The 24,462-nt window shown below is 70.8% G+C and carries 29 protein-coding genes; 20 read left to right on the forward strand and 9 right to left on the reverse strand.

Annotated features, from left to right (window positions below; translation table 11 throughout):
- The first annotated feature begins 55 nt into the window (after positions 1–55).
- From ACLQ3B_RS00850 to ACLQ3B_RS00865, 4 genes are all read left to right on the forward strand, one after another.
- Positions 56–850, forward strand: a complete 795-nt coding sequence (locus ACLQ3B_RS00850) for a hypothetical protein (protein WP_425776463.1) — start codon at positions 56–58, stop codon at positions 848–850.
- A gap of 178 nt (positions 851–1,028) precedes the next feature.
- A complete protein-coding gene (locus tag ACLQ3B_RS00855) occupies positions 1,029–1,337 on the forward strand; it encodes a hypothetical protein (protein ID WP_425776465.1) in 309 nt (102 codons plus the stop codon).
- A 113-nt stretch (positions 1,338–1,450) separates the two neighbouring features.
- Complete coding sequence (locus ACLQ3B_RS00860; RefSeq protein ID WP_425776466.1) at positions 1,451–1,981, forward strand: SigE family RNA polymerase sigma factor; 531 nt, start codon at positions 1,451–1,453, stop codon at positions 1,979–1,981.
- Positions 1,978–3,408 (forward strand): hypothetical protein, encoded by a 1,431-nt coding sequence (locus ACLQ3B_RS00865; protein WP_425776467.1) that lies wholly within the window; start codon positions 1,978–1,980, stop codon positions 3,406–3,408. Before ACLQ3B_RS00860 ends, ACLQ3B_RS00865 begins: the two co-directional genes overlap by 4 nt.
- 85 nt (positions 3,409–3,493) lie before the next feature.
- On the opposite strand, the gene ACLQ3B_RS00870 is transcribed toward ACLQ3B_RS00865, so the two are convergent.
- Entirely contained in the window at positions 3,494–4,477 is a 984-nt protein-coding gene (locus ACLQ3B_RS00870; RefSeq protein ID WP_425776469.1) for an AraC family transcriptional regulator, read from the reverse strand.
- A gap of 482 nt (positions 4,478–4,959) precedes the next feature.
- On the opposite strand from ACLQ3B_RS00870, the gene ACLQ3B_RS00875 reads away from it, so the two are divergent.
- The 7 genes from ACLQ3B_RS00875 to ACLQ3B_RS00905 all read left to right on the forward strand — a co-directional run bounded on the left by ACLQ3B_RS00875 (position 4,960) and on the right by ACLQ3B_RS00905 (position 10,279).
- Complete coding sequence (locus tag ACLQ3B_RS00875) at positions 4,960–5,112, forward strand: hypothetical protein (protein WP_425776470.1); 153 nt, start codon at positions 4,960–4,962, stop codon at positions 5,110–5,112.
- Positions 5,109–6,029, forward strand: coding sequence for a nucleotidyltransferase family protein (locus tag ACLQ3B_RS00880; RefSeq protein ID WP_425776472.1), 921 nt, complete (start codon positions 5,109–5,111; stop codon positions 6,027–6,029). Before ACLQ3B_RS00875 ends, ACLQ3B_RS00880 begins: the two co-directional genes overlap by 4 nt.
- The gene (locus tag ACLQ3B_RS00885; RefSeq protein WP_425776474.1) at positions 6,029–6,427 is read left to right on the forward strand and encodes a lasso peptide biosynthesis protein; all 399 of its coding nucleotides are present in this window, start codon (positions 6,029–6,031) and stop codon (positions 6,425–6,427) included. The genes ACLQ3B_RS00880 and ACLQ3B_RS00885 overlap by 1 nt, the downstream gene beginning before the upstream one ends.
- Positions 6,428–6,906: 479 nt before the next feature.
- A complete protein-coding gene (locus ACLQ3B_RS00890; protein ID WP_425776476.1) occupies positions 6,907–7,917 on the forward strand; it encodes an AraC family transcriptional regulator in 1,011 nt (336 codons plus the stop codon).
- A 3-nt stretch (positions 7,918–7,920) separates the two neighbouring features.
- On the forward strand, positions 7,921–9,255 hold the full coding sequence (locus ACLQ3B_RS00895) for an Imm21 family immunity protein (RefSeq protein ID WP_425776478.1): 1,335 nt from the start codon (positions 7,921–7,923) through the stop codon (positions 9,253–9,255).
- Positions 9,256–9,749: 494 nt separating this feature from the next.
- Positions 9,750–10,025, forward strand: a complete 276-nt coding sequence (locus ACLQ3B_RS00900) for a type II toxin-antitoxin system Phd/YefM family antitoxin (protein ID WP_396791590.1) — start codon at positions 9,750–9,752, stop codon at positions 10,023–10,025.
- Positions 10,022–10,279, forward strand: coding sequence for a Txe/YoeB family addiction module toxin (locus ACLQ3B_RS00905; RefSeq protein WP_425776480.1), 258 nt, complete (start codon positions 10,022–10,024; stop codon positions 10,277–10,279). Before ACLQ3B_RS00900 ends, ACLQ3B_RS00905 begins: the two co-directional genes overlap by 4 nt.
- A gap of 46 nt (positions 10,280–10,325) precedes the next feature.
- On the opposite strand, the gene ACLQ3B_RS00910 is transcribed toward ACLQ3B_RS00905, so the two are convergent.
- From ACLQ3B_RS00910 to ACLQ3B_RS00920, 3 genes are all read right to left on the reverse strand, one after another.
- Positions 10,326–11,513 carry an NAD(P)/FAD-dependent oxidoreductase gene (locus ACLQ3B_RS00910; RefSeq protein ID WP_425776482.1) on the reverse strand — a complete coding sequence of 396 codons (1,188 nt, stop codon included), beginning with the start codon at positions 11,511–11,513 and terminating at the stop codon, positions 10,326–10,328.
- A gap of 83 nt (positions 11,514–11,596) precedes the next feature.
- Complete coding sequence (locus ACLQ3B_RS00915; protein WP_425776484.1) at positions 11,597–12,541, reverse strand: RNA polymerase sigma-70 factor; 945 nt, start codon at positions 12,539–12,541, stop codon at positions 11,597–11,599.
- 26 nt (positions 12,542–12,567) lie between these two features.
- The gene (locus ACLQ3B_RS00920) at positions 12,568–12,933 is read right to left on the reverse strand and encodes a hypothetical protein (RefSeq protein WP_425776486.1); all 366 of its coding nucleotides are present in this window, start codon (positions 12,931–12,933) and stop codon (positions 12,568–12,570) included.
- Positions 12,934–13,101: 168 nt separating this feature from the next.
- Here ACLQ3B_RS00920 and ACLQ3B_RS00925 point away from each other — a divergent pair, with 168 nt between their 5' ends.
- Positions 13,102–14,253, forward strand: a complete 1,152-nt coding sequence (locus ACLQ3B_RS00925) for an epoxide hydrolase family protein (RefSeq protein WP_425776488.1) — start codon at positions 13,102–13,104, stop codon at positions 14,251–14,253.
- 40 nt (positions 14,254–14,293) lie between these two features.
- On the forward strand, positions 14,294–14,905 hold the full coding sequence (locus ACLQ3B_RS00930; protein ID WP_425776490.1) for an HD domain-containing protein: 612 nt from the start codon (positions 14,294–14,296) through the stop codon (positions 14,903–14,905).
- A 46-nt stretch (positions 14,906–14,951) separates the two neighbouring features.
- On the opposite strand, the gene ACLQ3B_RS00935 is transcribed toward ACLQ3B_RS00930, so the two are convergent.
- Both ACLQ3B_RS00935 and ACLQ3B_RS00940 read right to left on the reverse strand, forming a co-directional pair.
- Complete coding sequence (locus ACLQ3B_RS00935) at positions 14,952–15,425, reverse strand: GNAT family N-acetyltransferase (protein WP_425776492.1); 474 nt, start codon at positions 15,423–15,425, stop codon at positions 14,952–14,954.
- Between the two features lie 10 nt (positions 15,426–15,435).
- Positions 15,436–16,038, reverse strand: a complete 603-nt coding sequence (locus tag ACLQ3B_RS00940; RefSeq protein WP_425776494.1) for a TetR/AcrR family transcriptional regulator — start codon at positions 16,036–16,038, stop codon at positions 15,436–15,438.
- A gap of 138 nt (positions 16,039–16,176) precedes the next feature.
- On the opposite strand from ACLQ3B_RS00940, the gene ACLQ3B_RS00945 reads away from it, so the two are divergent.
- From ACLQ3B_RS00945 to ACLQ3B_RS00960, 4 genes are all read left to right on the forward strand, one after another.
- On the forward strand, positions 16,177–17,196 hold the full coding sequence (locus ACLQ3B_RS00945) for an aldo/keto reductase (protein ID WP_425776496.1): 1,020 nt from the start codon (positions 16,177–16,179) through the stop codon (positions 17,194–17,196).
- 115 nt (positions 17,197–17,311) lie between these two features.
- Positions 17,312–18,106, forward strand: coding sequence for a class I SAM-dependent methyltransferase (locus tag ACLQ3B_RS00950; protein ID WP_425776498.1), 795 nt, complete (start codon positions 17,312–17,314; stop codon positions 18,104–18,106).
- A 440-nt stretch (positions 18,107–18,546) separates the two neighbouring features.
- Positions 18,547–18,816 (forward strand): hypothetical protein, encoded by a 270-nt coding sequence (locus tag ACLQ3B_RS00955; protein WP_425776500.1) that lies wholly within the window; start codon positions 18,547–18,549, stop codon positions 18,814–18,816.
- Positions 18,816–19,853, forward strand: a complete 1,038-nt coding sequence (locus ACLQ3B_RS00960; RefSeq protein ID WP_425776502.1) for a hypothetical protein — start codon at positions 18,816–18,818, stop codon at positions 19,851–19,853. Before ACLQ3B_RS00955 ends, ACLQ3B_RS00960 begins: the two co-directional genes overlap by 1 nt.
- 47 nt (positions 19,854–19,900) lie before the next feature.
- On the opposite strand, the gene ACLQ3B_RS00965 is transcribed toward ACLQ3B_RS00960, so the two are convergent.
- Together ACLQ3B_RS00965 and ACLQ3B_RS00970 are read right to left on the reverse strand one after the other, a co-directional pair.
- A complete protein-coding gene (locus ACLQ3B_RS00965; RefSeq protein WP_425776504.1) occupies positions 19,901–20,431 on the reverse strand; it encodes an SRPBCC family protein in 531 nt (176 codons plus the stop codon).
- Complete coding sequence (locus ACLQ3B_RS00970; protein WP_425776505.1) at positions 20,432–20,743, reverse strand: ArsR/SmtB family transcription factor; 312 nt, start codon at positions 20,741–20,743, stop codon at positions 20,432–20,434.
- A gap of 98 nt (positions 20,744–20,841) precedes the next feature.
- Between ACLQ3B_RS00970 and ACLQ3B_RS00975 the strand changes: the two genes are divergently transcribed.
- Positions 20,842–21,771: an LLM class F420-dependent oxidoreductase gene (locus ACLQ3B_RS00975; protein WP_425776507.1), complete on the forward strand. Its 930-nt coding sequence runs from the start codon at positions 20,842–20,844 to the stop codon at positions 21,769–21,771.
- Between the two features lie 17 nt (positions 21,772–21,788).
- On the opposite strand, the gene ACLQ3B_RS00980 is transcribed toward ACLQ3B_RS00975, so the two are convergent.
- Entirely contained in the window at positions 21,789–22,211 is a 423-nt protein-coding gene (locus ACLQ3B_RS00980) for a hypothetical protein (protein ID WP_425776509.1), read from the reverse strand.
- Positions 22,212–22,331: 120 nt separating this feature from the next.
- Between ACLQ3B_RS00980 and ACLQ3B_RS00985 the strand changes: the two genes are divergently transcribed.
- Both ACLQ3B_RS00985 and ACLQ3B_RS00990 read left to right on the forward strand, forming a co-directional pair.
- Positions 22,332–23,084, forward strand: coding sequence for a hypothetical protein (locus ACLQ3B_RS00985; RefSeq protein ID WP_425776511.1), 753 nt, complete (start codon positions 22,332–22,334; stop codon positions 23,082–23,084).
- Positions 23,081–24,352 carry an FAD-binding protein gene (locus ACLQ3B_RS00990; RefSeq protein ID WP_425776513.1) on the forward strand — a complete coding sequence of 424 codons (1,272 nt, stop codon included), beginning with the start codon at positions 23,081–23,083 and terminating at the stop codon, positions 24,350–24,352. Before ACLQ3B_RS00985 ends, ACLQ3B_RS00990 begins: the two co-directional genes overlap by 4 nt.
- Positions 24,353–24,462: the final 110 nt, after the last annotated feature.

Below are 24,462 nucleotides of genomic sequence, written 5' to 3' on the forward strand. Positions count from 1 at the left end.
AGAGACGCGAACCGTCCGGGTCCGCGTCTCGGTATCGAACGGATGAGGAGTTGTGATGGCAAGAATGCTGTCGGGACGGGCACTGCTCGCGGTGCTGGTCGTCCTGCCGACGGTGGCCGCGTGGAACGCCGCGCCGGCCAGCGCCGCCGGGGGGCCGGGTTCAGCGGTGTACGACGACGAGCACGTGGACCGCGAGATCGAGCTGGCGCGGTTGGGCTACCAGAACGGTGTGCGGGTGGTGTTCTCCCGGGACGCGGAGTCCGGCGACTGGGGCATTCGTCAGGACGGGGAGATGGGCCGCAACGCCCCCCTCGCGTACGACGACAAGCAGGGCATTCTGAAGACGTACCTGACCATCACGCCCCGGTCCGTGCCGGTGCCGCGGGAGCTGCTGTCGGAGCCGCCGGCCGGCACGCCGACCCCACCGGAGCTGGCCTACCGGACCATCGCCGCGTCAGTTGTCGTCGCCGACGATCTCGCCGCTCCGACGTCCGGTGGCATGGCCACGGCGGCGGTGATGACCTGCTGGGACCTGTACTGGAACTCGTACAACTGGGCCGAGCTGCCCGGCTACCCGAACCCGGGCTCGTTGTGGCACCAGCCGAAGACGTACTACTCGTCCGACTTCGGCGGGATGAAGATGTACTCCTACAGCTACCTCGCCAACTGCGGCGGGTACGCCCGGCACCGGATCTACTACAAGTCGGCCGGTGACTACTACAAGCACCACGACTACGAGGTGGCGGCGGACCACTGGCAGGCGGTCAAGAAGGGTTCGGTGCACCGCTACCGCAAGGTGTCCTACGACGGCACGTCGGGGGACACCCGCAACGGCAAGTACACCGGCTAGCGGCGTCGGTGGCGGTGGCCGACATCGCCGAGCGCGCGGAGCGGGGCCGAACTGTCCCCGCTCCGCGATCTTGCACTTTCTGTCCCGACACATGGGGCATCCCACCTCATCCCGACATCCGAAACTGCAAGATCGGCGCGGCCTTTCTTGCTCGATGCATTGCGCTGATACTCACAACATGATCAGCAACGACCCTGGCGTTCCTCGGCCGCCTCGCGCGTCCCACCCGGCGGATAGTTCGACACTGCAGCTCTACATGGTCTTGTTCTTCCTTCTGGGCCTCTTCGGCTTCACGATCTACGGGCTGAGCGACGGCGAGGGAGCGCTCGTTCTGGCGAGCATCATCTCGGGACTGTTCTTTGCGTGCTTCCTGATCCTCTTCGCGATCTACTGGATCGGATACCTGCTCAAAGGACACGCCATCTGGCTTGCCGAGCGCCGGGCCGAATCCGATGGGCCGTCCAGGGGTCAACAACGACAGGACTGAGCCGTCGGCGTGAGCCCCGGGCGTGCGACCTTCCACTCAACCCCGGACGCCGCAGGTGGCGTCTCACTCTGTGTCCGCACTCAGACGCGAGGTGGACGCGACCTGGAGGTGGAGTGAGTCGGCACGAGGACGACGAAGAGTTCCGGCTGTTCGTCCAACGACAGTGGGGATCGCTGCTCCGGACGGCCTACCTGCTGACCGGCGACCGGGGGACAGCCGAGGACCTGACCCAGTCGGCGTTGGAGAAGACCCACCGGCGCTGGGGGCGGGTGCTGCGCAGGGACGCGCCCGAGGTCTACGTACGCCGGGCGATGGTCAACACGGCGATCTCCTGGCGGCGTCGACGGCGACCGTTGGAGGTGCCGCTGCTGACCTCCGACAGTCAGCCGACGCATGACGCGTACGTGCAGGTGGAACAGCGGCAACTGCTCCTCGCCGCATTACGGCGGTTACCGCCCAGGACGCAGGCGGTGCTGGTGCTGCGCTACTTCGAGGACCTCAGTGAGGCGGACACCGCAAAGGTTCTCGGCTGCTCCGTCGGCGCGGTGAAAAGCCAGGCGTCGCGCGGGTTGGCCCGACTGCGCAGCGACTTCGCCTCACCCACCGCACAGTCCCCGGCACGGCTCGAGGAGGAATTGGCATGACCCGAAGCTTCGCTCGTTCGACGCTCAGTCCCGCGCTACGGGCGGCCGCGCACGGGGTCGGCGTACCCGAGGATCCATGGCCTGCGTTCGCGCGCCGCGAGCGACACCACCAGCTGACGCGGCTGATCCGGACGGCCTTGGCCGCCGCGGTCGGGGTCGCGCTCGTCGGGGTCCAGACCAACGTGGTTCCCCTTCCCGGATGGGCACCGGGCATCGCGGTCGCCGCCACTCCGACGGCGCTGCTCGACGCGCCCCCACGGGGCGCGTTGGCCGGGGATCGGGCCTGGCTGGACACGCTCCGGGCGCGGATCAGCACCGATTCGGCTGTGCGAATCGACGCCCCGTTGGGTGCCTGGAAGGTCGGCGATCGCGGCCGGATCCGTCTGATCTACGGCAGTGACCAGCCGGGCCACCGGGTCGCGCTGGTCGCGGTGCCGCTGCGGTTCGGCCTGCTCACCAGGGAGGCACTTGTCTGGTACGTGGGTCCGGCCGGGGCCGACGCCCAGCAGATGCGGTACGGCGGCCACAGCGAGGGCGACGACGACCCGGTGATGACGCTGATGCAGGCATTCCCCGGCCAGGCCGGATTCGCGGTCGTCGTCGGTCCGGCCGAATCCACCGTGTCGATCAGTGGCGACCCTCGATACACGTCGAGGGGGACTGTGGAGTACCAGGACATCGCCAGGGCGGACGGAAGTGGGGTCGGGTTCGCCGTCCTGCCTCCCGAACCGCTTCCGCTCGAACCTGTTGTCCGGGTCAGCCGCGGCGACCAGGTGTTCTTCCAGGGCGGTCTGGGCGGCGGCCCGTACGCCGGGCTCGATCGGACCGGGCCGGAGATGGACGCCCTGGTCACCGCCGCTCGGCGACCCGCCCGAGGTACGCCGCTCGACGACGCCAACCTCCGCAACTTCGTCCATACGGCACTCCAGGACAGCCACCTCCCGGCGGCCGGCACGACGGTACGGGTGCGGTGGTCGGGCAGCGAGCACGGCCGGGCCGCCGCGCTGCTCACCGTGCAGCCGGCCGGCGGGGGAGTGATCGCGTACGCCATGCACGGCGACGACCGGACCGGCTGGTCGACCGACCTGCGGCTGCTGTTGCCGGCCGACGGCGCCGATCAGCGACCGATCGGCTGGCGGGTCCGGACCGAGGATGGCGCCCGGCCCCCCACGGGCGAGGTGCGGGTGATCGCCCCGCCGGACGCGGCCCGCGTCACGGTGACGGTCGGCGGCGCACCCCCGGCCACGGTCGCCGTCGACGCGACGAACGCCGGCACCACCCGGGTGCCGCCGGACCAGCCGGCCACTCTCACCGCGTACTCCAGGGACGGCGGCGTCCTCGGGACCACCCCGCTGCCGTCGGTGGAATCGGACAGCGACGCGGGAGGTCTGCCAGGCGACGGCCCGGCTACCCGGGTGACTCCCTGACGCTCCGAGAGGCGGGCCGAGCCGTCCGAGGACGGCTCGGCCGCGCGGAGCACGTGGTGGCCAGGTGGGCCAGGCCCGGGCCGGGTCAGGAGTGCAGGGTGTCGGTGGGAGAGCGGCCGTACACCGCCCGATAGTCGGCCGCGAACCGGCCCGGGTGCACGTAGCCCCAGCGGTGCGCGATCGCGGCCACCGTGTCCCCCGTGGTCGGATCGGCGTCGAGCAGGTCCTGGTGGGACCGGTCCAGCCGGGTCCGGCGAAGGTACGCCATCGGAGTGGTGCCCAGATGGCGGCGGAACGCCGTCCCCAGGGTGCGAGGCGTGACGCGGGCGGCGTCGGCGATCTGGGTGGCGGTGACCGCTTCGCCGGCATGTGTCTCGATGAACGACACCGCGCGGCGTACCGGGCCGGTTGGTAACGGGCTGGCGTCCAGCCGGTAGGACATTGTCATCGCGGAGTTCGGAAAGGCGGCGAGCGCGGCAGTGGCGGCCAGGTCGGTGGCGGCACGGATCACCAGCGGGCTTTGCAGCGGCTCCGCAGGGCCGGTGAAGAGGCGATAGAGATGAGCCGCGGTGTGGTACCAGAACTGGCCCATCTCGTCCGACACGGGTGTCATCGCACCGAACCGGAAGTCGCCGGGGTCGATTCCGGTCCGCTCGGTGGCCGCCTCGATCACCATGGCCAGGTTCAGGCTGATGCTGTAGAGATCGAAACTGTGGCCAGTGTTGACGAGAGGGCGGCCGGGCTGTTGCAGAAGCACCTGACCGGGGCTGGTCCGCACCTCGTCCCGGCCATCGCGTACCTCGGCCCGCCCGCTCACCATCGCAACGATCAGCAGGTCCGCCAGTGGCTCAAGACGAATCTCGACGTCCACGCTGCACTGCACCCGCGTCGCCAGGATCGAACCGACGTCGACCCCGTCCTCTCGGTACGTGAACTGGTCGGCGACGCCCTGCGGCGAAAGCTCCAGCCCTGCGCATCTCTGCCGGATCAGGTCGTGGGCCTGGGAGACATCGTGGGTGACGAACCTGTGCCGAACTGTCGGAGCCCCGCTTTCGACGTCCCGTCGCATTCTGTCTCCCTCAGTGCCAAACCGAGCGGCGCCCGCCGGATGCGTCCGCTCGGCGACCGCAGGTCGCCGAGCGAATAAAAATGAAGACGCTGCCCCTCATATCAACGATGGGAAGCCTCGGCCGACGTGATCAGCCTTCTGCGTCTCGTGCCGGCGTGGCCAGTACGCGGTCGTAATGCGTGCGGTCCTCGGTGAGGTGAGAGCAACGCCGAAGCCAGGCGCGACCCGGCCACGTTCCGCACAGGACCGGCCACAACCCGCCGAGCGGGACCAGCGAAACGGTCCTGAACAGGCAAAACGTGGTACCTCAAGATGCTAGATTCCTGTACGCACAATTCCACTTCGGATGCGTCCTCACTCAAGGCCCGGGTACTGCGGCGCGTCCACGTGCCTGCCGCCATTCGCCTCGCGCCGTGCCCCCACCCACCCGGCGCCGATCGCGCACGCCCCGCCGCACATTCTGTGTCCGCAGGAGAGACGACATGCCAATCAAATCCGCGTACGGGCTGCACGCGCTGCTCACGCTGGCCGGCCGGCCCGGCTACGACCTGAAACGCACCCGCGACTGGGCGGCCCTCGACGCCACGCACCGACTCCTCGACACCATGCTCGTCCCGGCCCGGGCGCTGTCGTGAACACCACCTCCGGCCTCGCCCTGCGCTGTCTCACCCTCGACGCCCTGGCCGTGTCCACCAGCGAGGTGCTGTGCCAGAACGGCGTGGACAGCGTGCTGCTCAAGGGCGCCGGCCTGGCCCGCCGGCTCGACGCCGACCGGACCTACGCCGACGTGGACCTGCTCGTCGCACCGGCCACCATCTCCGCCGTGCGCGACATCCTGCAGGACGCCGGCTACCGGATGAAGCTGCCCGCCGACCTGTACGACGCCGCTGGCGACTGGCACGAGCAGCCCTGGTCCGCCCCCGGCCCGTTGCCGCTGACCGTCGACCTGCACCGAGGTTTCGCCGGGGTTGGCGACCACGACGCGTTGTGGCACCTGCTGCGCGCCCAGGCGGAACCCCTCGACCTGGCCGGCGGGACCGTCCTCATCCCCGACGACGTCGGCACCGCCCTGCTGGCCGCGCTGCACGCCGCCAGCCCGGGCGGGTTCGCCAAACCCGCCCGGGACCTGGTCCGCGCGCTCGCCGTCCTGCCCCCGTCCACCTGGGAGGCGGCCGGTCGACTCGCCGCCGATTGCGACGCCACGCTGGCGTTCGCCGTCGGGCTGCGGGTGTTGCCGGCCGGCACGGTGGTCGCGGCTCGCCTCGGGCTGTCGTCCACGTCCGTACCGTCGTCGGCGTGGCTCGCCGCACGCCTGGCCAGCCCCACCTCCGTCGCCCTGGCACGCCTGACGGAGCTGTCCGGGCCGCGGCATGTCCTGCGGTCACTCGCCCGGGGGGTGCTGCCGCCACCTGTCCACCTGCTGCAGATCGACGCGGGGGCGCGTCGCGGCCGGTGGGGCTTGCTGTGGGCGTACGCCCGGCGGATCGGCTGGCACGTCCTGCGGCTGCCCGGGGCGCTGCGGGATCTGCGGACAGCGCGGCGGCGGTCGTGATGGCTGCCCGTCTGCGCGCCGTGGCCCGGCTGATCCGCTGGCACGGGCCGCTGGGGGTGGCCTTGGTGGCGTGGACGATGCTGGCCAGCCGGCGAGTGCGCCGCCAACTCGCCAGGGGCGGGCTGGGGGCGGTCCGCCTCGCCGCGCCCCCACCCGGTGGCACCGACCTGCTGGTCCGGCGGGCGCTGGGCCGCAGCGGCGGCAACTGCTTGGAGAGCGCGCTGGTACGGCAGCGTTGGTTCGCCGAGCGGGGGGTGCCGCGGACCGTGGTGATCGGGGTCAGCGCGCCTTCCGCCGGCTTCCACGCCCACGCCTGGCTCGACGGCGACCCGGACCCGCACAAGCACGAGCTGGCCGAGATCCTGCGGCACCCGGTCCCGCCGGCCTGGCTGCGCTGACCAGGCCGGCGGGGACAGATGCGGGACCGGCCGACCGGGGTCGCAACGTCGCGGACCCCGATCGGCCGGCCGAATGGGCCGGGCCAGGGTGAGTGGCTCGGACACGCTGAGGTTAGGGCTGGTGAGCGGGAGAGGCTGCGTCTGCTGAAGAGTCAAGAACCCGACAATTTCGGCACAGGAAACGTGTAACCACAAAGCCACAGTCATTTCACTCACCCGGAAGGCCGCAGCGGTGCAGCCTGGGCGCGCGACGTGAACCGCCTCGATTGTGGCCTGGTAGAGAACCATCGCGCGACCCGTCATTCGCGAAACGGCCAGCCCTGTACGGGAAGCGGATCGGATCACGACATCGGCGTGTCGTGTCGACAGCGGACGTTGCTGCCGTCTTCCGGAAGTCATCGACAGGCCGTTGCGTACCGCTGGGTATCACGTTCAATCAGTTCGGGCCCGGATTAGCGGCCCGACGGAGGTGACGGCCCATGCCGTGGACGGGGAACCCTGACGGGCAGGAGCCTGTGACCCTGGATGTCGTCGAGACCGACGACCCAGAACGAGCGCACCATCTGATCGCGGAAAGGTTCGGAGAACACCGAGTTCGGATCTCCGGGCCGCCTGCCCGATTCCGCTATCGGCAAGCCATCGTGCGGGCCGACGAGCTGGAGATCGGTGATATTCGCTACACCATGCGCAGCCGCAGCGAATCGCTGCCCTATGCCGATCTGGCCGTAACGACCGTGACGCACGGCCGGTACGCGGTGCGCACCAACGACGAGGAACTGCGCCTCGGCCCCGGCACGACCGGCCGCTACCCGGATGTGGGCGCAATTCACCTCATCGACGACCTGGCATCCGTCTTCGTTCGGCTGCCGATGCAGCGGGTCGCGGCGACCGCCTCCGCTCGAACCGGGCTGCCCGCCGCGAATTTCCACTTCACCACGATGACGCCGCTCTCCCCGCCGATGGCCCTGCTCTGGCAGTCGATGACGGCGTTCGTCCGGCGACAACTCGCAGTCGACGCGGTGGTTGCCAGTCCGCTGGCCCGAGCCGGCCTGGTGGACCTGGTGGCGACCACCGCCATCGCGGTGTTCCCGAACACCACAATGACCATCAACTATCTGCCCGGACAGGCTGGCGTGGGCCGCGCGATCGTGCGCCGGGCCGCCGAGTTCATCGAGGCGCATGCCGCGGTCCCGTTGACCGTGGGTCGGATAGCCGAAGCCTGCGAGGTCAGCCAGCGCGCGTTACAGGTCGCGTTCCAGCGTCACCACGGCCAGAGTCCGATGGCGTTCCTGCGTGCCGTCCGATTACGCCAGGCCCACTGGGATCTGCAACACGCCAAGCCGGGGCAGACCGTGGCGGAGACGGCCCGACGCTGGGGTTGGACCCATCCCGGGCGGTTCGCCCAGGCGTACCGCGAGACGTACGGCTGTCAGCCCTATGACACCCTGCGGTCGTCGGGAGTGTCGGCACCGGCGGAGCAGGGCCGTTGACGAATGACGTCAGCTGGATGGCTCGTCGAATTGAGATGTGCGGCGGTCGAGCGGCGAGCACCGCCGGCGGTGTCTAGGATCGGCAGCCTTGACGGCGAAGACGGCCTGCGGGAGCACATGGTGACAACCGAGGCAGAACGGCGACACGATCCGCTCGCCGACGTCGTCGAGCGGGCCGAAGTCGTACTCGTCGACTTCGACGGTCCGATCTGCCGCCTGTTCGGCAGCAGGGCCGCGCCGCGCATCGCCGCCGACCTGCGTCAGCTGATCCTCAGCCGGGGTGTCGTCCTGCCCGATGAGCTGCGCGACGGGGACGACCCGCTGGAGCTGTTCCGCGCGACCGCCGTGCTCGCGCCCGAGTTGGTCGGCGTCGTCGGTGCGGCCCTGGAGGCGGCGGAGGTCGAGGCCGCGGCGTCCGCGGAGACGACGATCGGAGCCTTCGACGTGGTCGCGGCGTGCCTGGCGACCGGGCGGCCCCTCGCCATCGTCAGCAACAACTCCGCCGCCGCCATCGGCACCTACCTCGGACGCCGCGACCGGGCCCGCTACTTCGGTGCCGTCATCGGGCGAGGCGCGCATCCCGATCTGCTGAAGCCCAACCCGGTGCCGGTTGTGCAGGCCCTGCAGGCGTTGAAGGTCGCACCCGATGCCGCTGTTCTGGTCGGTGATTCAACCACCGACGTCGCCGCCGCCCGAGCAGCCGGTGTCGCCTGTGTCGGGTACGCCGACAAGCCCGGCAAGGCCGAACGCCTCGCCGCCGCCGGTGCCGACGCGATCGTGACCGACATGACCGACCTGGCCGGCGTCCTCGCTCGTACGCGCAGGCCGGTCAGTCAGCTGCCGTGGGTCGATTCGGGCGGCGGGCCGCTCATCGTCGTGCCGACGTCGGCGCTCGGCGAGTGGGCGGGCGCGTCGGTGGACGACGATGACTCCTGGGGTGACTACGGCCGGGCCTGCCAGGTCGACGGTTACGTCGGAGTGCTGGATGTCGGCGCCACCCAGGCGCTTGTGCTGGCCGACGAACCGGCTTCCACCACGTACCTCCCGGACCGGCGGATCTTCGTGCGGTGGATCTACGCTGTCTCCGAGGCGGAGGTCGTCCGCCTCGTTCCCCGGGCGCTCAAGATCGCCGACTGGAAAGACGCGGGCACATGGACGACAAGTGGGCCGGCCGAGTTGTTCGACTCCGGCTACACCGGCGACGGGCTGGAGCACACCACCCACCTCACGGTGGACGTGGCTGCTGGCACCTACCTGATTCGCACCGCTTCCGTGCAACCCGACAAGAGGACGGCGCTGGTGCTGGTGCAACTGGTGGAGCAGACGTCGTCGGCGTGAGTGCCCCCGAACAGGTTCGAACAGGCCCGTGAGCAGCCCGGACGGGCGCGCGGCCGTTCGGAACAGGCATCGACCGTAGCGAAATCCCAACTGGCGTCAATACGCTGACGTCCAATCATCCAGGACGCCGGCGAACGACATTGGGTGACGAGTTTTGCGACATGTGGGGGCCTCCAACCATCCGTCAACGCTGTCGCCTATTCAAACGGCAGCACGCACCCTTGAGAGGGAGACTCATGCGAATTCGTCGTTTCATCTACGCAGCGACCGTCGGCGCCATCCTGGCCGCCACCTGGATGGCCGCGCCGGCTCAGGCCGGTTGGGGCCACGCCGGATAGCCGGCTCCGGGGCGAGTGCGGGCGGGCCGCTCCCAACGGGAATCCGGCCCGCCCGACCGCCGCACTGTGCCTGGTCGTCGACATCGAGTTCGGCCCGCAGCCACCAGAGAACCGTCAGGTTGAGGTACAGTTTTCTGTACTCACCCGGAGGTGGTCATGCGAACCGTGAACTTCACCCAGCTTCGGCAAAACCTGGCCGCCGAACTCGACAGCGTCATCAACGACGCGGAGGAAGTGGTGGTGACCCGGTCAGGTCACGAGCCAGTGGTGATCGTGCCGCTCGCCGAGTACGAGTCGATGAAGGAAACCGAATACCTCCTGCGGAGCCCGAGCAACGCTGCCGCCCTGCGTCGATCGATGGCAGAGCTGGAGGGCGATGATGTGGCCGAGCGCGACCTGATCGACCCGGCAACTGTGCGAGACGTCGCATGAGATTGGTCTTCACCACGACTGCGTGGAGGCAGTACCTCAGTCATACCGACCGGAAGCTGATAAAGCGCATCAATGACCTCATTGCTGACATAATCCGCAACGGGTACGAAGGCATTGGAAAACCGGAGCCCCTTCGGGGAGAGCTGTCCGGATTCTGGTCCCGCCGGATCGATCGTGAACACCGGCTGGTGTATCGAATCACCAAGGGTGACGTCGAGATCATCGCCTGCCGATACCACTACGGTGACAGCTGACATGCTCCGCCGCCATTGCGACAGCTACGGGCTGGCGCAGGGACGGTCAGAACGCGGCTGTGCGGACCTCCGTTCGGGTCGGGACGATCCGGTGGCGGCGGACCGGGTAGAGCACCGGGTGCGCGATGCTCCAGGCCGCGCCCGTGCAGACGAACTCCTTGTAGCGGGCCGCGAGCTTCCCGGTGAGGAGGGACGGCTTGGCCCGGTCGTCGGCGGTCACGTACTGGATGATGCCGTCGCGCCGGCCGAGGCTGATGCACTGGTTGAAGTAGCGCAGCGGGGCCTTGGCGAACTTCGCCCGACCGGTCAGGCGGGCGGCGATGGCGTCGGCGGCCTGCCAGGCCATCGGGATGCCCGACGCGCAGGACATCCGCAGTGGCGCACCGCCCGGTCCTTCGGCGATCGCGGCGTCGCCCACCGCGTACACCTCGGGGTGTGAGACCGACCGCATCGACGCGTCGACGATGATCTGCCCGGTCTCCGCGACCGCCAGGGTCGTGGCCGCGGCGATGGGGTGGACGGCGAAGCCGGTCGTCCACACGGTCACCTGGGCCGGGATCTGCCGACCGTCGCGGGTGACCGCACCGGCCGCCTCGACCCGCGCGATGTCGGTGTGCTCGTGGACGGTGATGCCGAGCCGGTCGCAGACGCCGCGCAGGTGCTGCTGCGCCTTGGCGCTGAGCCAGTCGCCGAGACCGCCGCGGGCGGCGAGCGCGACATCGAGGTCCGGCCGGGCCTCCGCGATCTCGGTGACCGCTTCGAGGCCGGTGAGGCCGCCGCCGCCGACGAGCACCGTCCCGCCGGCCGGGAGGTGGGCGAGGCGGTCGCGCAACCGCAGCGCCGAGGGCCGGCCGGCGATGTCGTACGCGTGCTCGGCGACCCCGGGGACGCCGTGGTCGGCGGTGGCGCTGCCGAGGGCGTAGACGAGCGTGTCGTAGGTGATCTCGTCGGTGCCGTGGTCGTCGGCGAGCGCGACGGTCCTGCGGTCGGCGTCGACGGCGGTGACCCGCGCCAGCCGAGGCGTGACGCCGGTGCCGGCATAGATCTCGCTCAGCGGACGTGGTGTGAGGTCCTGCCCGGCGGCGAGTTGGTGCATGCGGACCCGCTCGACAAAGTCGGCCTCGGCGTTGACGACGGTGATCTCGGTGTCGTTCGGGTGCAGGCGCTTGGCGAGGCGCCCGGCGGCCATGGCTCCGGCGTACCCCGCTCCGAGGACGACGATGCGGTGCTTCATGGTGGCACTCCTGTCTCGGTTGGTGGTCGCTTCCTGAACCGGACACCGACGCGATTCCTGACAGGCTGTGGCTATGACCTGGGTCACCAGACGTGGAGGGTGGGTTCCTCGTGCTCGGAGGCGGACCACTGCCGGGTGGCGCGGGCGAGCTTGTCGGGGTTGACCTGGTTGTGGATGGCCGTGACGCCCTCGGGCGTCACCTCCAGCGACATCACGCCGATGACCCGGTCGTCGATCACGACCACCACAGCCGGGGCGCCGTTGGCGGTGGTGACGTGCAGGGCGGGGCTGCCCCCGACCAGGTCCCGTTTGACGTCGGCCGGCTTGAACAGGCCACGCAGGAACTTCGCCACCGCCAGTGCGCCGACGATCGGCGCGGCCCGGGCCGGGATCTTGCCGCCGCCGTCGGCGGTGCTCGTCGCGTCGTCGGTCAGCAACTCCACCAGCCGCTGGATCTCGCCGTTGTTGGCCGCCGTGAGGAACTCCGCGACGATCTTCCGGGCGGTGGCCTGGTCGACCTGGGCGCGGGCCCGTTCGGCGGTGACGTGCTGCTTGGCACGCCGGTAGGTCTGCTGGCAGTTCGACTCGGTGATGCCGAGGATCTCGGCGATCTCACCGTGCGAGTAGCCGAAGGCCTCCCGCAGCACGTACACCGCGCGCTCGTTGGGCGACAGCCGCTCCAGCAGGGTGAGCACCGCCATCGAGACCGACTCGCGCTGCTCGGCGGTGTCGAGCGGACCGAGCATCCGATCCCCGGGGAGGACCGGCTCGGGCAGCCAGGTGCCCACATAGGTCTCCCGCCGGGCCCGCGCCGACGTCAGCTGGTTCAGGCACACGTTGGTGAGGACCTTCGTCAGCCACGCCTCGGGCGTCTCGACGTGTTCCCGGTCGGCGCCCTGCCAACGCAGGAAGGTGTCCTGGACGGCGTCCTCGGCGTCGCTGGCCGAGCCCAGCAGGCGATAGGCGATCGCCTCCAGGCGGGCCCTGGAGTGCTCGAACACCTCGACCTCGTCCGGACTGAGCGGCATGGCTAGACAGTATCCAGCCGGACGGCTCAGGGCTGGCTCGCGCTCGGGGTGGAAGCTCGGCTCGGTTCCCGTCGACCCGGGTAGAAGATCACCCCGGCCCACAACAGCACGAGCGCCACCGGCACCAGCACGGGAGCGAGAGCCGGCCAGATCGTCCACGCCGGCTCCGTCAATCCATGCGCCAGCAGGCCCTGCCAGGTGGGGACCACGCCCTCCCCTGTCGCGACTGGTTCGCTGCCGGGAAGCAGTTCCGCCGCCATGCGCCGTGCCTGGTCGAACCTGACTGGCGTGGTGCCGCGTCCGGCGTACCACGAGCCGAGGCTCAGACCGACCGTGCCGAACAGCGCCGCGCCGAGCAGAACCAACGCGACCTGCCGCAGCCGATGTCTCACCGATGGAACCCCTTCCCTGGGTGCGGGGGAGCGTAGCCAAGCCGCACCGGTTCCGGCTGCCCCGCGAACGGTCCCGGGCGCGCCAGGTGGTCGTACCCTTGCCGCCGTGACCGCCGACCCCCTGCGCCGCGCTCTCACCGCGGTGGCGTCTGGCAGCTGAGGAGCCGCATGCCTGTCGAGGTTCAGCCCTACCGGGTGCACGTGCCGGATTCCGAGCTGGCTGATCTGCGCGACCGGTTGGCGCGTACCCGTTGGCCGGAGGCGGCGACCGCACCCGGCTGGGCGCACGGCATACCCCTGCACGAGGTGCAGAGCCTCTGCGGCTACTGGGCCGAGGCGTACGACTGGCGAGCCGTCGAGGCGCGGCTCAACGCGGTCCCGCAGTACCTCGTCACCGTGAACGGGTTGACGATCCACGTGCTGCACGCCCGGTCGCCGCATCCGGGTGCGATGCCGCTGGTACTCACCCACGGCTGGCCCGGCTCGGTGCTGGAACTGGTCGACCTGATCATGCCGCTCACCGACCCGCTGAGCTGTGGCGGCACCGCCGAGGACGCCTTCGACGTGGTGATCCCGTCGCTGCCCGGATACGGCTTCAGCGCCAAACCCGTCCACCCTGGGTGGGGCATCGAACGGATAGCCGCCACGTGGGCGGAGATCATGGCGGCACTGGGCTACACCCGTTACGGAGCCGCTGGCAGCGACTGGGGCACCAGCATCTCCAGCACCATCGGTGCCCTGGACGGCGAGCACGTGGCGGGCATCCATCTGGTACCACCGCTGGTCGGCCCGGATCCGACCGCCCCCGACGACCTCACCGATGCCGAACGCGAAGCGTTGGCTCAGCTGCACGAACGCGGCAGATCCAGGTCGGCGTACTCCGAAGCCCACCGCACCGCGCCGCAGACCGTCGGGTACGCCCTGCTGGATTCTCCGGCCGGCCTGTGCGCGTGGATGGGCGAGAAGTTGCTCAGCTGGACCGACCCCAACGGCCACGGCCTCACCCGTGACCAGATCCTTGACCAGGTCACGCTGTACTGGTTGACCCGGTCTGCGGCATCGTCGGCACGCCTGTACACGGAGAGCATCGACCGGGTGTCCGGCTGGATCAGCTGTGAGAACGCCGCGCAGGTTCGCGTACCCGTCGGTGCCTCGATCTTTCCCGCCGAAGTGCCCCGACCGTCCCGACGGTGGACGACCCGTCGCTACCCGGACCTTCGGTACTGGAAGGAGCACGACCGTGGCGGGCACTTTCCCGCGCTCGAGGTGCCGGAACTGCTGGTCGCCGACCTGCGCGCCTTCTTCCGACTGGTGCGCTGAGCCCAGGGGGACCACCGGCGGTGGCCGTACCCTTGGCGCGGTGACCGCCGACCCCCTGCTCCGCGCTCTCACCACACCCGCGGACCCGCCGCTCCGGCCCCTGCCCGACCGGGTCGTGGCCCTGCTGGAGGCGCTGCACGCGCCGCCGCGTCTCGCCGCGCACCTGCGGGCGGTGCACGACGTCGCCGCGCAGCTGACCGACGCGATGGCGGAAAGGTTCCCGCAGCTTCCGTTCGACCGTGAGGCGGTGCTCTTCGGGGCCGCCACCCACGACATCGGCAAGGTCCGGCACCCGGAGGAGTTGTCCGGGCCCGGATCCGCCCACGAGCCCGCCGGCTACGAGCTGCTGCTGGGGCATGGTGTCTCCGAGGCGCTCGCCCGGTTCGCGCGTGACCACGCGTCCTGGCAGCAGGACGGCATCGGCGTTGACGACCTGCTGGTCAGCGTGGCCGACAAGGTGTGGAAGGGAAAGCGGGTCACCGACCTGGAAGAGCTGCTCGTGGACCGGCTGGCCGACGCCACCGGCCGCGAGCGGTGGTCGGTGTTCCTGGACCTCGACGACATCCTCGACCACATCGCCGCCGACGCGGACCGCCGGCTGGCCTTCCAGGCAACCCATCCGGTACGCGGGTGTCGTGGCGAGCGCGGGTAGCGCGGACCTCCGCCAACCGAGCCAGCTCCGACGCCATCTGTCAACGCTACATTGACACTGCCCGAGATTCGGCGGTGATCGTCCTCGGCGCGCGGACCATGAAAACGTCCACCGGGTCCTCGGCGTCGACTGTGAATCCGTGCCGCTCGTACAGCCTCCGGGCCGGGCTGCCCCGCAGCACGTTCAGCCGGACCAGGGTGCCGGCGCGGTCGCAGCGGTCCAGCAGGTCGCGCAGCACGGCCGTGCCGATACCACTGCCCTGTAGTCGCGGGGCCAGGTAGAAGTGCTCCAACCAGTGGGCGTCCGCGTCGGGCCGCAGCGCCACACAGCCGGCGAACGCGCCGTCCACCTCGACGACCCAGGTGTACGCCGGTGCGAAACCGTCCCGCAGGCGCTGCCGCACCCGCCGTTCGTCGTACCGCCCGAGCCGTTCCAGATCGGCCCGCAGCACGACCGCCCGCAACTCCGCCACCGCCTCGACGTCCGCCACCGAGGCCGGCCGAAGCTCCCAGTCCACCATGATCGATAAGTTATCGCGGCCCGGCGCCCTGGCGTTGGCGCAGCCCCGCGACGAGGAGTTCGACCATGCGACGCGCGTCGTAGCGGGGTTCGCCGGCGCCGATGCAGAGATTGCCGACACCGCGCAGCAACTCGAAGGCGGTCACGTCGGGCCGGATCTCACCGGCTGCGATGGCGGCGTCGAGCAGTTGGGCGCACACCGGCACGAGGCGGTCCAGAAAGTAGGCGTGCAGCGTCTCGAAGGCGGCGTTGTCGGACTGGAGCGCCTCCGCGAGGCCGTGCTTCGTGACCAGGAAGTCGACGAAGAGGTCGATCCATTGGGCGAGGGCGGCGTGCGGTGTGCCGCTGGCGGCCAGCAGCGCCGGGCCGGCCTCCGCGCAGGCCTCGACCTGGTGCCGGTAGACGGCCACGATGAGGTCGGCCCGGGTCGGGAAGTGGCGGTAGATCGTGCCCACACCGACGCCGGCCCGGGCGGCGATGTCGCGTACCGGCGCGTCCACGCCCGAGGTGACGAAGGTCGAGGCGGCGGCCTCCAGCAGTGTCGCCTCATTGCGCCGGGCGTCGGCCCGCTTCCGCGGGGTCGACCGTCCTGATCCGCTGTCGATGTCGGCCACCGTGCCGTTACCCCCATCACTCGGCTTGGCAAACGGAACTGTGTTCCGTATTGTTCTTAGCGGAACAAGGTTCCACTTGCTCAGGATGCCAGAGCGGGTGGGCCCAGTGCCACCTCACCCTTCCGTGGAGGAACAGCCATGCAGTACCGCACACTGGGGCGCACCGGCGTCCAGGTCAGCACCCTCGCGCTCGGCGCGATGAACTTCGGCAAACTCGGGCAAACCACCCAGGACGAGGCGACGGCGATCGTCGACGCCGCCCTGGAGGCCGGAATCAACCTGATCGACACCGCAGACATGTACAGCCAGGGCGAGTCGGAGGAGCTGGTCGGCAAGGCCATCGCCGGCCGCCGCGACGACATCGTGCTGGCCACGAAGGCCGGCATGCCGATGGGCGACGAGCGCAATCAGCGGGGCAGCTCGCGCCGCTGGCTGGTCACCGAGTTGGACAACAGCCTGCGCCGTCTCGGCGTCGACCACGTCGACCTCTACCAGATCCACAGGTGGGATCCGACCACCAGCGACGAGGAGACCCTGTCGGCGCTGACCGACCTGCAACGGGCCGGAAAGATCCGCTACTTCGGCTCCTCGACCTTCCCCGCGTACCGCATCGTGCAGGCCGAGTGGGCCGCACGGGAGCACCACCTGAGCCGCTACGTGACGGAGCAGCCCAGCTACTCGATCCTGCAACGAGGGATCGAGGCGCACGTCCTGCCCGTGACCGAGCAGTACGGGCTCGGAGTGCTCGCCTGGAGCCCGCTCGCCTCGGGCTGGCTGTCCGGCGCGATCCGTGCCGGCCGGGAGATCACCACCAGCCGCTCGGTGCTCCTGCCCGCCCGCTTCGACCTCAGCGTCCCGGCCAACCAGGCTCGGCTCGACGCCGTCGAGCGGCTGGCCACCGTCGCCGACGAGGCGGGGCTCAGCATGATCCAGCTCGCCCTCGGGTTCGTTACCGCCCATCCGGCCGTGACCAGCGCGATCATCGGCCCCCGCACCATGGACCACCTGCACGCCCAGCTCGCCGCCGCGGACACCGTGCTCCCCGACGACGTGCTCGACGCGATCGACGCCATCGTCGCGCCGGGGGTCGACCTTGCCGCACACGAGAAGTTCGACACCCCGCCCGCCCTCCTCGACCCGGCGCGACGGCGTCGCTGAGCCTTCGGGTGCGGTGGTCGGCGCCGCCGCTGGCCTGGCTGCTCCAGACCGCCCCCACCGACCACCTCGACTGAACGCCAGCATCGACAGCCCTGACCTGTCGTATCGTTCCGGCATGGCGCAGCCGGTGTGGGCGAACGGTGACGCGTACGAGGCGTACGTGGGTCGGTGGAGCCGCCTGGTCGCAGTGGACTTCCTGCGCGGGTTGGCCGTGCCGCCGGGGCGGCACTGGCTCGACGTGGGCAGCGGCACCGGGGCGCTGACCTCGACGATCCTTACCCGCACGGATCCCGTCCGGGTGACCGGCATCGACCCGTCGGAGGGGTTCGTCGCGGTCGCGCGTACCCGGGTCACCGACCCCCGGGCGGCCTTCCAGGTCGGTGACGCCCGGGCGCTGCCGCTGCCCGATCGTGTCGCGGACGTGCTGGTCAGCGGATTGACGCTCAACTTCGTGCCGGAGCCCGCGCGGGCGGTGGCGGAGTGGGCCCGGGTGGTCCGGCCGGCGGGGGTGGTGGCCGCCTACGTCTGGGACTACGCCGAGGGGATGGCCATGATGCGGCACTTCTGGGCCGCCGCCGAACAGCTCGACCCGGTCTCGGTGGAGCGGGACGAGGGCAGACGCACCACCGTGTGCCAGCCCGACGCGCTCCGCGCGCTGTGGGAGCGGGCCGGGTTGCGGAACGTGTCGGTCTGGCCGGTCGACGTGCCGACGACCTTCACCGACTTCGCCGACTACTGGACGCCGTTCCTCGGCGGCCAAGGGTCGGCGCCCGCGTACGTCGCGACGTTGGCCGAGACCGAACGAGCCGCGTTACGGGAGTTGCTGGCGACCCGGCTGCCAGTGGAGCCGGACCTGTCGATCCGGCTCACCGCGCGGGCCTGGGCCGTGCGGGGCGCGACGCCCGAGTAACCGTCGCGCCGCGCCCCGCCGGGCGTTGTCGTAAACCGGACAAGACGGTAAAGCCCCTGGTAGAGCACCCTTGGGGCAGGTGGAGGTAGACGGGTGGCGGGCCACATCCCGATCCTCCGGCCCGGCGGGGACAACATCGTTCCCACCGGTGCCGCCCTCACCCAGCCCGGCCTCGAAGCCGCGGCGGTCGCGGCACAGCTGCCACCGATCGCGCGTACGACAGGCCGTGGCTGTCACCGACACCCCTGCGGGCGCCCGCAGCGGTGCCTCCGCCCACCGGGACAAGGACGTCAGCACCGCCGGCAGTCAGGCGACGCCGCCCACCGGTCGTGCCATCCGTTCCCGTGCCCCACCGGCCTTTCGCACTGTGGACCCCGCCGGGTCCGACGTCGCTCAACCGCGCGCCGGAGCCCTGGCGACCGAGCAAGAGAGGGCCCGACATGGCCGCTCCCACCGTGACCGCAGCCTTGAACGCATCCGTCTTCGCGCCGGGTGACCAGATGCTGCTGACCGTCACCTACTCCGACGCCGACACCAAACCGCTGACCGTCACCATCGTGGTCACCGACGCGCAGGGCAACAGCAGCGCGCCGGTCAAGGTCACGGCGGTCATCGACCCGCTCACCGTGACCGTCACCGACAACTCCGGGCGTGTCTGGACCCGGGCTTCCGACAACGGCTCCGTGGCCGTCCATCGGTCGGTGGCGTGATGCCCCGGGTAACCGTCCAGGTCCGCGACGCCGCCGGCAACACCGCGACGGCCACCGCCGACTACAGCCTGGTCCAACCCGTGCTCGGCGGCTACTACCTGTCCGGTGGCGCCGATCCGACCGCCGACATGGCCGGCGGCAACTTCCGGTCGCTCACCCAGTACCGCAGCTTTGCCGACGGCTACATCTTCCCCGGTTACAACCGACCCTGGCTGATCACGCTGGGCCAGGCGGGGATACAGATGAACATGGTCCTGGAGTTGAAGCACTACGGCGCCCCGAACACCGGGCCGCAGACCTTCACCGTGGACGGCACCACCTACACAGTGCCGGCGCCGTCGATGACCATCCAACAGCGACCCGGCACGACCTGGCCGAGGGCATACGGCTACAACCAGGTGACCAGCGGCCAGTGCGACGGGTTGTTCGCCCGCGCCCTGTCGCAGTACCGGACGCTCGGCTTCGGAGTGAACATCCAGCTCGCCTCCGAGCTGGACACCGACCACGAGTTCGGCACCACCGAGGCCGGCACGGCGTACACCTGGGCCCAGTCGGACGCTCGGGCGGTGCAGGCCGTGAACTACATCCTGACCTGGTTCAAGACGCGGACGCTGCCCGCCGGGACGACCTTCTCGGTGGGGCTGGGCGGCTTCGACCGAGCCTGCTTCCAGCGCACCCACCCGGAGTCGCTGATGTCCCGCCTCGACTATCTCCAGTGGAACGCGTACGCCACCAACGCCAGCCACACCGCGCTGGCCCGCTTCCGCCGCACGAAGGACTGGGCGGTGGCGGATCTCGGCCCGGTGGCGCTGTCCCGGCCCGTGATCATCGCAGAGTGGGGGGTCAGGTCGGCCGAGATCCCGAACCAGGCGGCCTGGATCGCCACAGTGCCCGCGGCGATCGCCCAGCTCAACGCCGAGCGTGGGCCACGGATCGTGCGCACCAACTACTTCAACTCCGGGTGGGGCACCCTGACGCCGAAGGCGACCGGGTTGGCCGCGCTCCGCGAGGCGTACGCCAGGCGGCCGTACGTCTGACCGGTTTCCGGCGGCTCCGGTCTCCGGGGCCGCCGGGACCGCGCCGGTCAGCCCTCGCCGAGCCGTTCGGCGTACGCGTCGCGCAGTTCGGGCCAGCCGAAGTCCTTGGCCTCCGCGCCGCGGATCGGGCCGACCGGGTCGCCGTCGAGCAACCGGTCGGCCACGTCGAGGCAGAGGTGCCAGCCGGCCGCGACCATCGGCAGCATGCCCCGGTCGGCGAGGGTGTGCCGCAGGGTGAGCCGGGTGCCGCTGCCCTGCGGGCTCAGCTCCCAGCGCAGCAGGTCGTCGCCCCAGGTGTACTCCAGCAGGTGCGGCGGCTCGGCCCGGCGTACCGTCGCCGGGTCCTGCTGGGTGGTCTCGCCGTCGACGAGAGTGAGCACGGCGGCGCCGGCACTGCCGAGATCGCGGTCGGCGAGGAACGGCGCCCACTGCGCGAGCTGGGCCGGGTCGGTCAGTGCCGCCCAGACGGTGGCTGGCGGATGCCGCAGGTCGCGGACGAAGACGAGAGTCGCGCCGCCGTCGTGGGGCTCGGCGCGCACGTCGGCGGGTGGGCTCGGGTGGAACGCTTCGCGGTCCATTCACTGCTCCTGACTGTCGAGGTGCCGTTCCAGGGCGTCCAGGTGTCGGGTCCAGAGCCGCCGGTACGGGTCGAGCCAGCCGTCGATCTCCCGCAGTGGGCCGGGGTCGAGGCGGTAGATCCGCTGTCGGGCGGCCGTCCGGCAGGTGACGAAGCCGGCGTCGCGAAGCACCCGCAGGTGTTTGGAGACGGCTGGCTGGCTGACCCCGAGCCCGTCGACCAGTTCGCCGACGCTGCGTTCGGCGTCGCGGAGCTGGTCGAGAATCCTGCGTCGGGTGGGCTCGGCCAGGACGGTGAAGGCGTCGGTGGACACCTCCCCAATATGCCTCCTCGTTCATATGACTGTCAAAGCATACGACTATCGGCGGCGTCCCGGCGCGGCACCGCCGACCGGCTCCCTATGCTCGGATCATGGAACTTCGGATCTTCACCGAGCCCCAGCAGGGCGCCAGCTACGACCAGTTGCTCGCCGTCGCCCGTTGCGCCGAGGACGCGGGCTACGGCGCGTTCTTCCGGTCCGACCACTACCTCATGATGGGTGACGTGAGCGGCGAACCCGGCCCCACCGACGCGTGGGCCACACTCGCCGGCCTGGCCCGGGAGACCAGCCGGATCCGGCTCGGCACCCTGATGACCGCCGCCACCTTCCGACTGCCCGGCCCGCTGGCGATCACCGTCGCGCAGGTCGACCAGATGAGCGGCGGCCGGGTGGAGCTGGGCATCGGCACCGGCTGGTACGCCGAGGAGCACAGCGCGTACGGCATCCCGTTCCCGCCGCTGGCCGAGCGGTTCGACCGACTGGAGGAGCAGCTCGCCGTCATCACCGGCCTCTGGTCCACGCCGGCGGGGGAGCGGTTCGACCACGACGGCAGGTACTACCCGGTCCGTGACTCGCCGGCCCTGCCCAAGCCCGTGCAGCAGCCGCGTCCACCGATCCTGCTCGGCGGGACGGGCCCGAAGCGCACCCCGCGGCTGGCCGCCCGCTACGCCGACGAGTTCAACCTGCCGTTCGCCTCGGTGCCAGACACGGCGGCGCAGTTCGACCGGGTCCGCGCGGCCTGCGCCGAGATCGGCCGGAACCCGGCCGAGATGGTGTGGTCCAACGCCCTGGTGCTCTGCTGCGGGCGCGACGACGCCGAGGTGGCCCGCCGGGCCGCCGCCATCGGCCGTGAGCCGGACGAGCTGCGGGCCAACGGTCTGGCCGGGACGCCCGCCGAGGTGCTGGACACCATCGGCCGGTACGCCGAGATCGGCAGCGAGCGGCTCTACCTCCAGGTGCTGGACCTCAGCGACCTGGAGCACCTGGAACTGGTCGCCAGCGAGGTGATGACGAAGCTCTGAGTCGACCGCGCCTCCGGTCAGGCACGGTGGGCGCCCGTCCCGAGCGCGGTCGGGTCGCCCAGCACGGTGTCCAGACGCCCGTCATGATCAGTGTCCACGTAGGTGATGTCCGGGATGCCGTCGCCGTCCACATCGATCTGGACGACGTCGGCGACGCCGTCACCGTCGAGGTCGGTGACCACCTCCACCGAGCCGTCCAGGTGGCGGGTCACGATCGACTGTGCGCCGGGAACGCGCGGTGGCGGGCCGGGTGCCGGCACCGGCGTCGGGGCGGGCGCGGGCGCCGGTGTCGGTCGAGGACCGGGAGTGGGCGACGGGTGGCTCGGAAACCCACCGGCCGGCGGCGCGCTGGCCTGCTCGACCTCGGTGCCGGTGGGGTCCAGCTCCTCCTCGGAGGGGAAGACGTCACCTCGTGCGGCCGGATCGCGGTAGCTGCTCATGGGCGTAGGGTTCCCCGGCGACGACGAGAACAACCGTGCCCGATCGACCGGTGTCCTCGGTGCCCGGTCTGGCGGAAGATGTCGGGACCGACGCCACGGTCATGAAACGGGGGTCCGAGCGTGGAACTGCGCCGGAATCGGGGGGCCCGTGCGCTCGCCCTGGTGTGCGTACTCGGTGGGGTGCTCTTGTTGGTCTATCCCAGCGACGGCGCCCTGCTACGAACGATCATCGCGGTAGGGGCGATCGCGCTCGGCGCGTTGGCGCTGGTCAGCGCGATGCGGCCGTTCCGGTTCGGGATCCACGCGGACGGGCTCAGCATCCGGCGGCCTGGCCTGCGCCGGGAGATCCGGTGGGCCGAGGTCGCCACGCTGGTCCTCGACGAGCCGCCACGACGCGACGGTCACGCGACACCGCCGCGACTGTTGCTGGTGCCGGTGCAGGGTGTGCCGGGTGAGCTGGCGACCGGCCGCCACCCGCTCGACGGCCGCCCCGCCATCGAGCTGCTCGTCCTCGACCAGGTCCGCGAGCAGCCCGAGCAGGTGTCCGCCGCGCTCGCCCGCCACGCCGGAGACCGGTTCGTCGACCTGCTCACGTTGCGACGCGCCGCCTTCGCCGCCCCGGACCTCCCGGTCGGCCTGCGCGGCTACCAGATGGACCGGGTCGACCGGCTGATCCGACGCGGCCAGGACGCGCTGATGTCCGGGGACGCGTCGGCACGACAGGCGGCCCGCGGAGAGATCGAACGCGCCACCACCGCCGGTCTGCCGATCGCCCAACGTGGCTACGGCACGTTCCAGACGGATACGGTTCTGGACGCCCTCGTCACCGCGTTGGCCGACCACCAGAGCACCGATCGGGAGACCGCCACATGACCGCGCAGGGATCGCACGCCGCGCCGACCACTGACGTCCCGCGCCGCAACTGGGCCGGCAACGTGCGGTACGCCGCGAAGGCGTTCCACCGGCCCACCTCCGTCGACGAGCTGCGCCGGCTCGTCGCCGGCAGCAGCCGGATCCGGGCAGTGGGCAGCGGGCACTCCTTCAACCGTCTCGGTGACACCGACGGCGACCTGGTCAGCCTCGCCGGGCTGCCCCCGGTCGTCGAGGTGGACCCCGAGCGGGGGCAGGTCACCGTGAGCGGCGCGCTGCGCTACGGCGACGTGGCCCGACAGCTGCACACCCAGGGGTACGCGCTGGCCAACCTCGCCTCGTTGCCGCACATCTCGGTGGCCGGCGCGGTGGCCACCGCCACCCACGGCTCCGGCCAGACCCACGGCAACCTGGCCAGCGCGGTCGCCGGCCTGGAGCTGGTCACCGCCGACGGCGATCTGCTCCGCGTCGACCGCGACACCGACGGGTTCGCCGGCATGGTGGTGGGGCTCGGCGCGCTCGGCGTGGTCACCCGCGTCACCCTGGACGTCGTGCCGACCTTCGCGCTGCGCCAGTACGTCCGCCTCGACCTTGACCGGGCGGCGCTGGACGAGGCGCTCGGCTCGGCGTACAGCGTGAGTGTCTTCACCGACTTCCGTACGCCCCGACTGCGTGAGGTGTGGCGCAAACAGTTGGCGGATCAGCCGCCGCCCCCGGCGGACTGGCTGGGCACCACCGCCGCCGACCAGCCCCGGCACCCGGTGCTCGGGATGCCGGCAGAGAACTGCACCCCGCAGCTCGGCGAGCCGGGCCCGTGGCACGAGCGGCTGCCGCACTTCAAGCTCGGCTTCACCCCGAGCAGCGGCGACGAACTGCAGTCCGAGTACCACGTCGCGCGTACGTCGGCGGCCGACGCGCTCGCCGCGCTGGACGACGTGGCGGACCTGATCGCCCCGGTGCTGCTGGTGTCCGAGCTGCGCACCGTGGCGGCCGACGAGCTGTGGCTCAGCCCGAACTACCGGCGGGACAGCTTCGTGCTGCACTTCACCTGGGTCGACGACACCGCCGCGGTGCTGCCCGTGGTGGCCGCGGTGGAGGAGCGCCTGGCGCCCTTCGCGCCCCGCCCACACTGGGGCAAGGTCTTCGTCACCGACCCGGCCGAGCTGTCCACCCGCTACCCGAGGCACGCCGACTTCGCCGCCCTCCTAACGGACCTGGACCCCAAGGGCACGTTCCGCACAGACCTGCTAGACCGCTACTTCCCCCGCTGACCCCCGCCTCTCCCACCCCTCCCCCCCTCTCCCCCCGGGGGGAAGGATAAATTATATAAAAAAAAACTAAGGGGGGGGGGGATAAAAAAAGATAAAAAACGAGGGGGGTG

Origin of the sequence: Micromonospora sp. DT53, assembly GCF_049841535.1 — a bacterium.
Lineage (GTDB): Bacteria > Actinomycetota > Actinomycetes > Mycobacteriales > Micromonosporaceae > Micromonospora.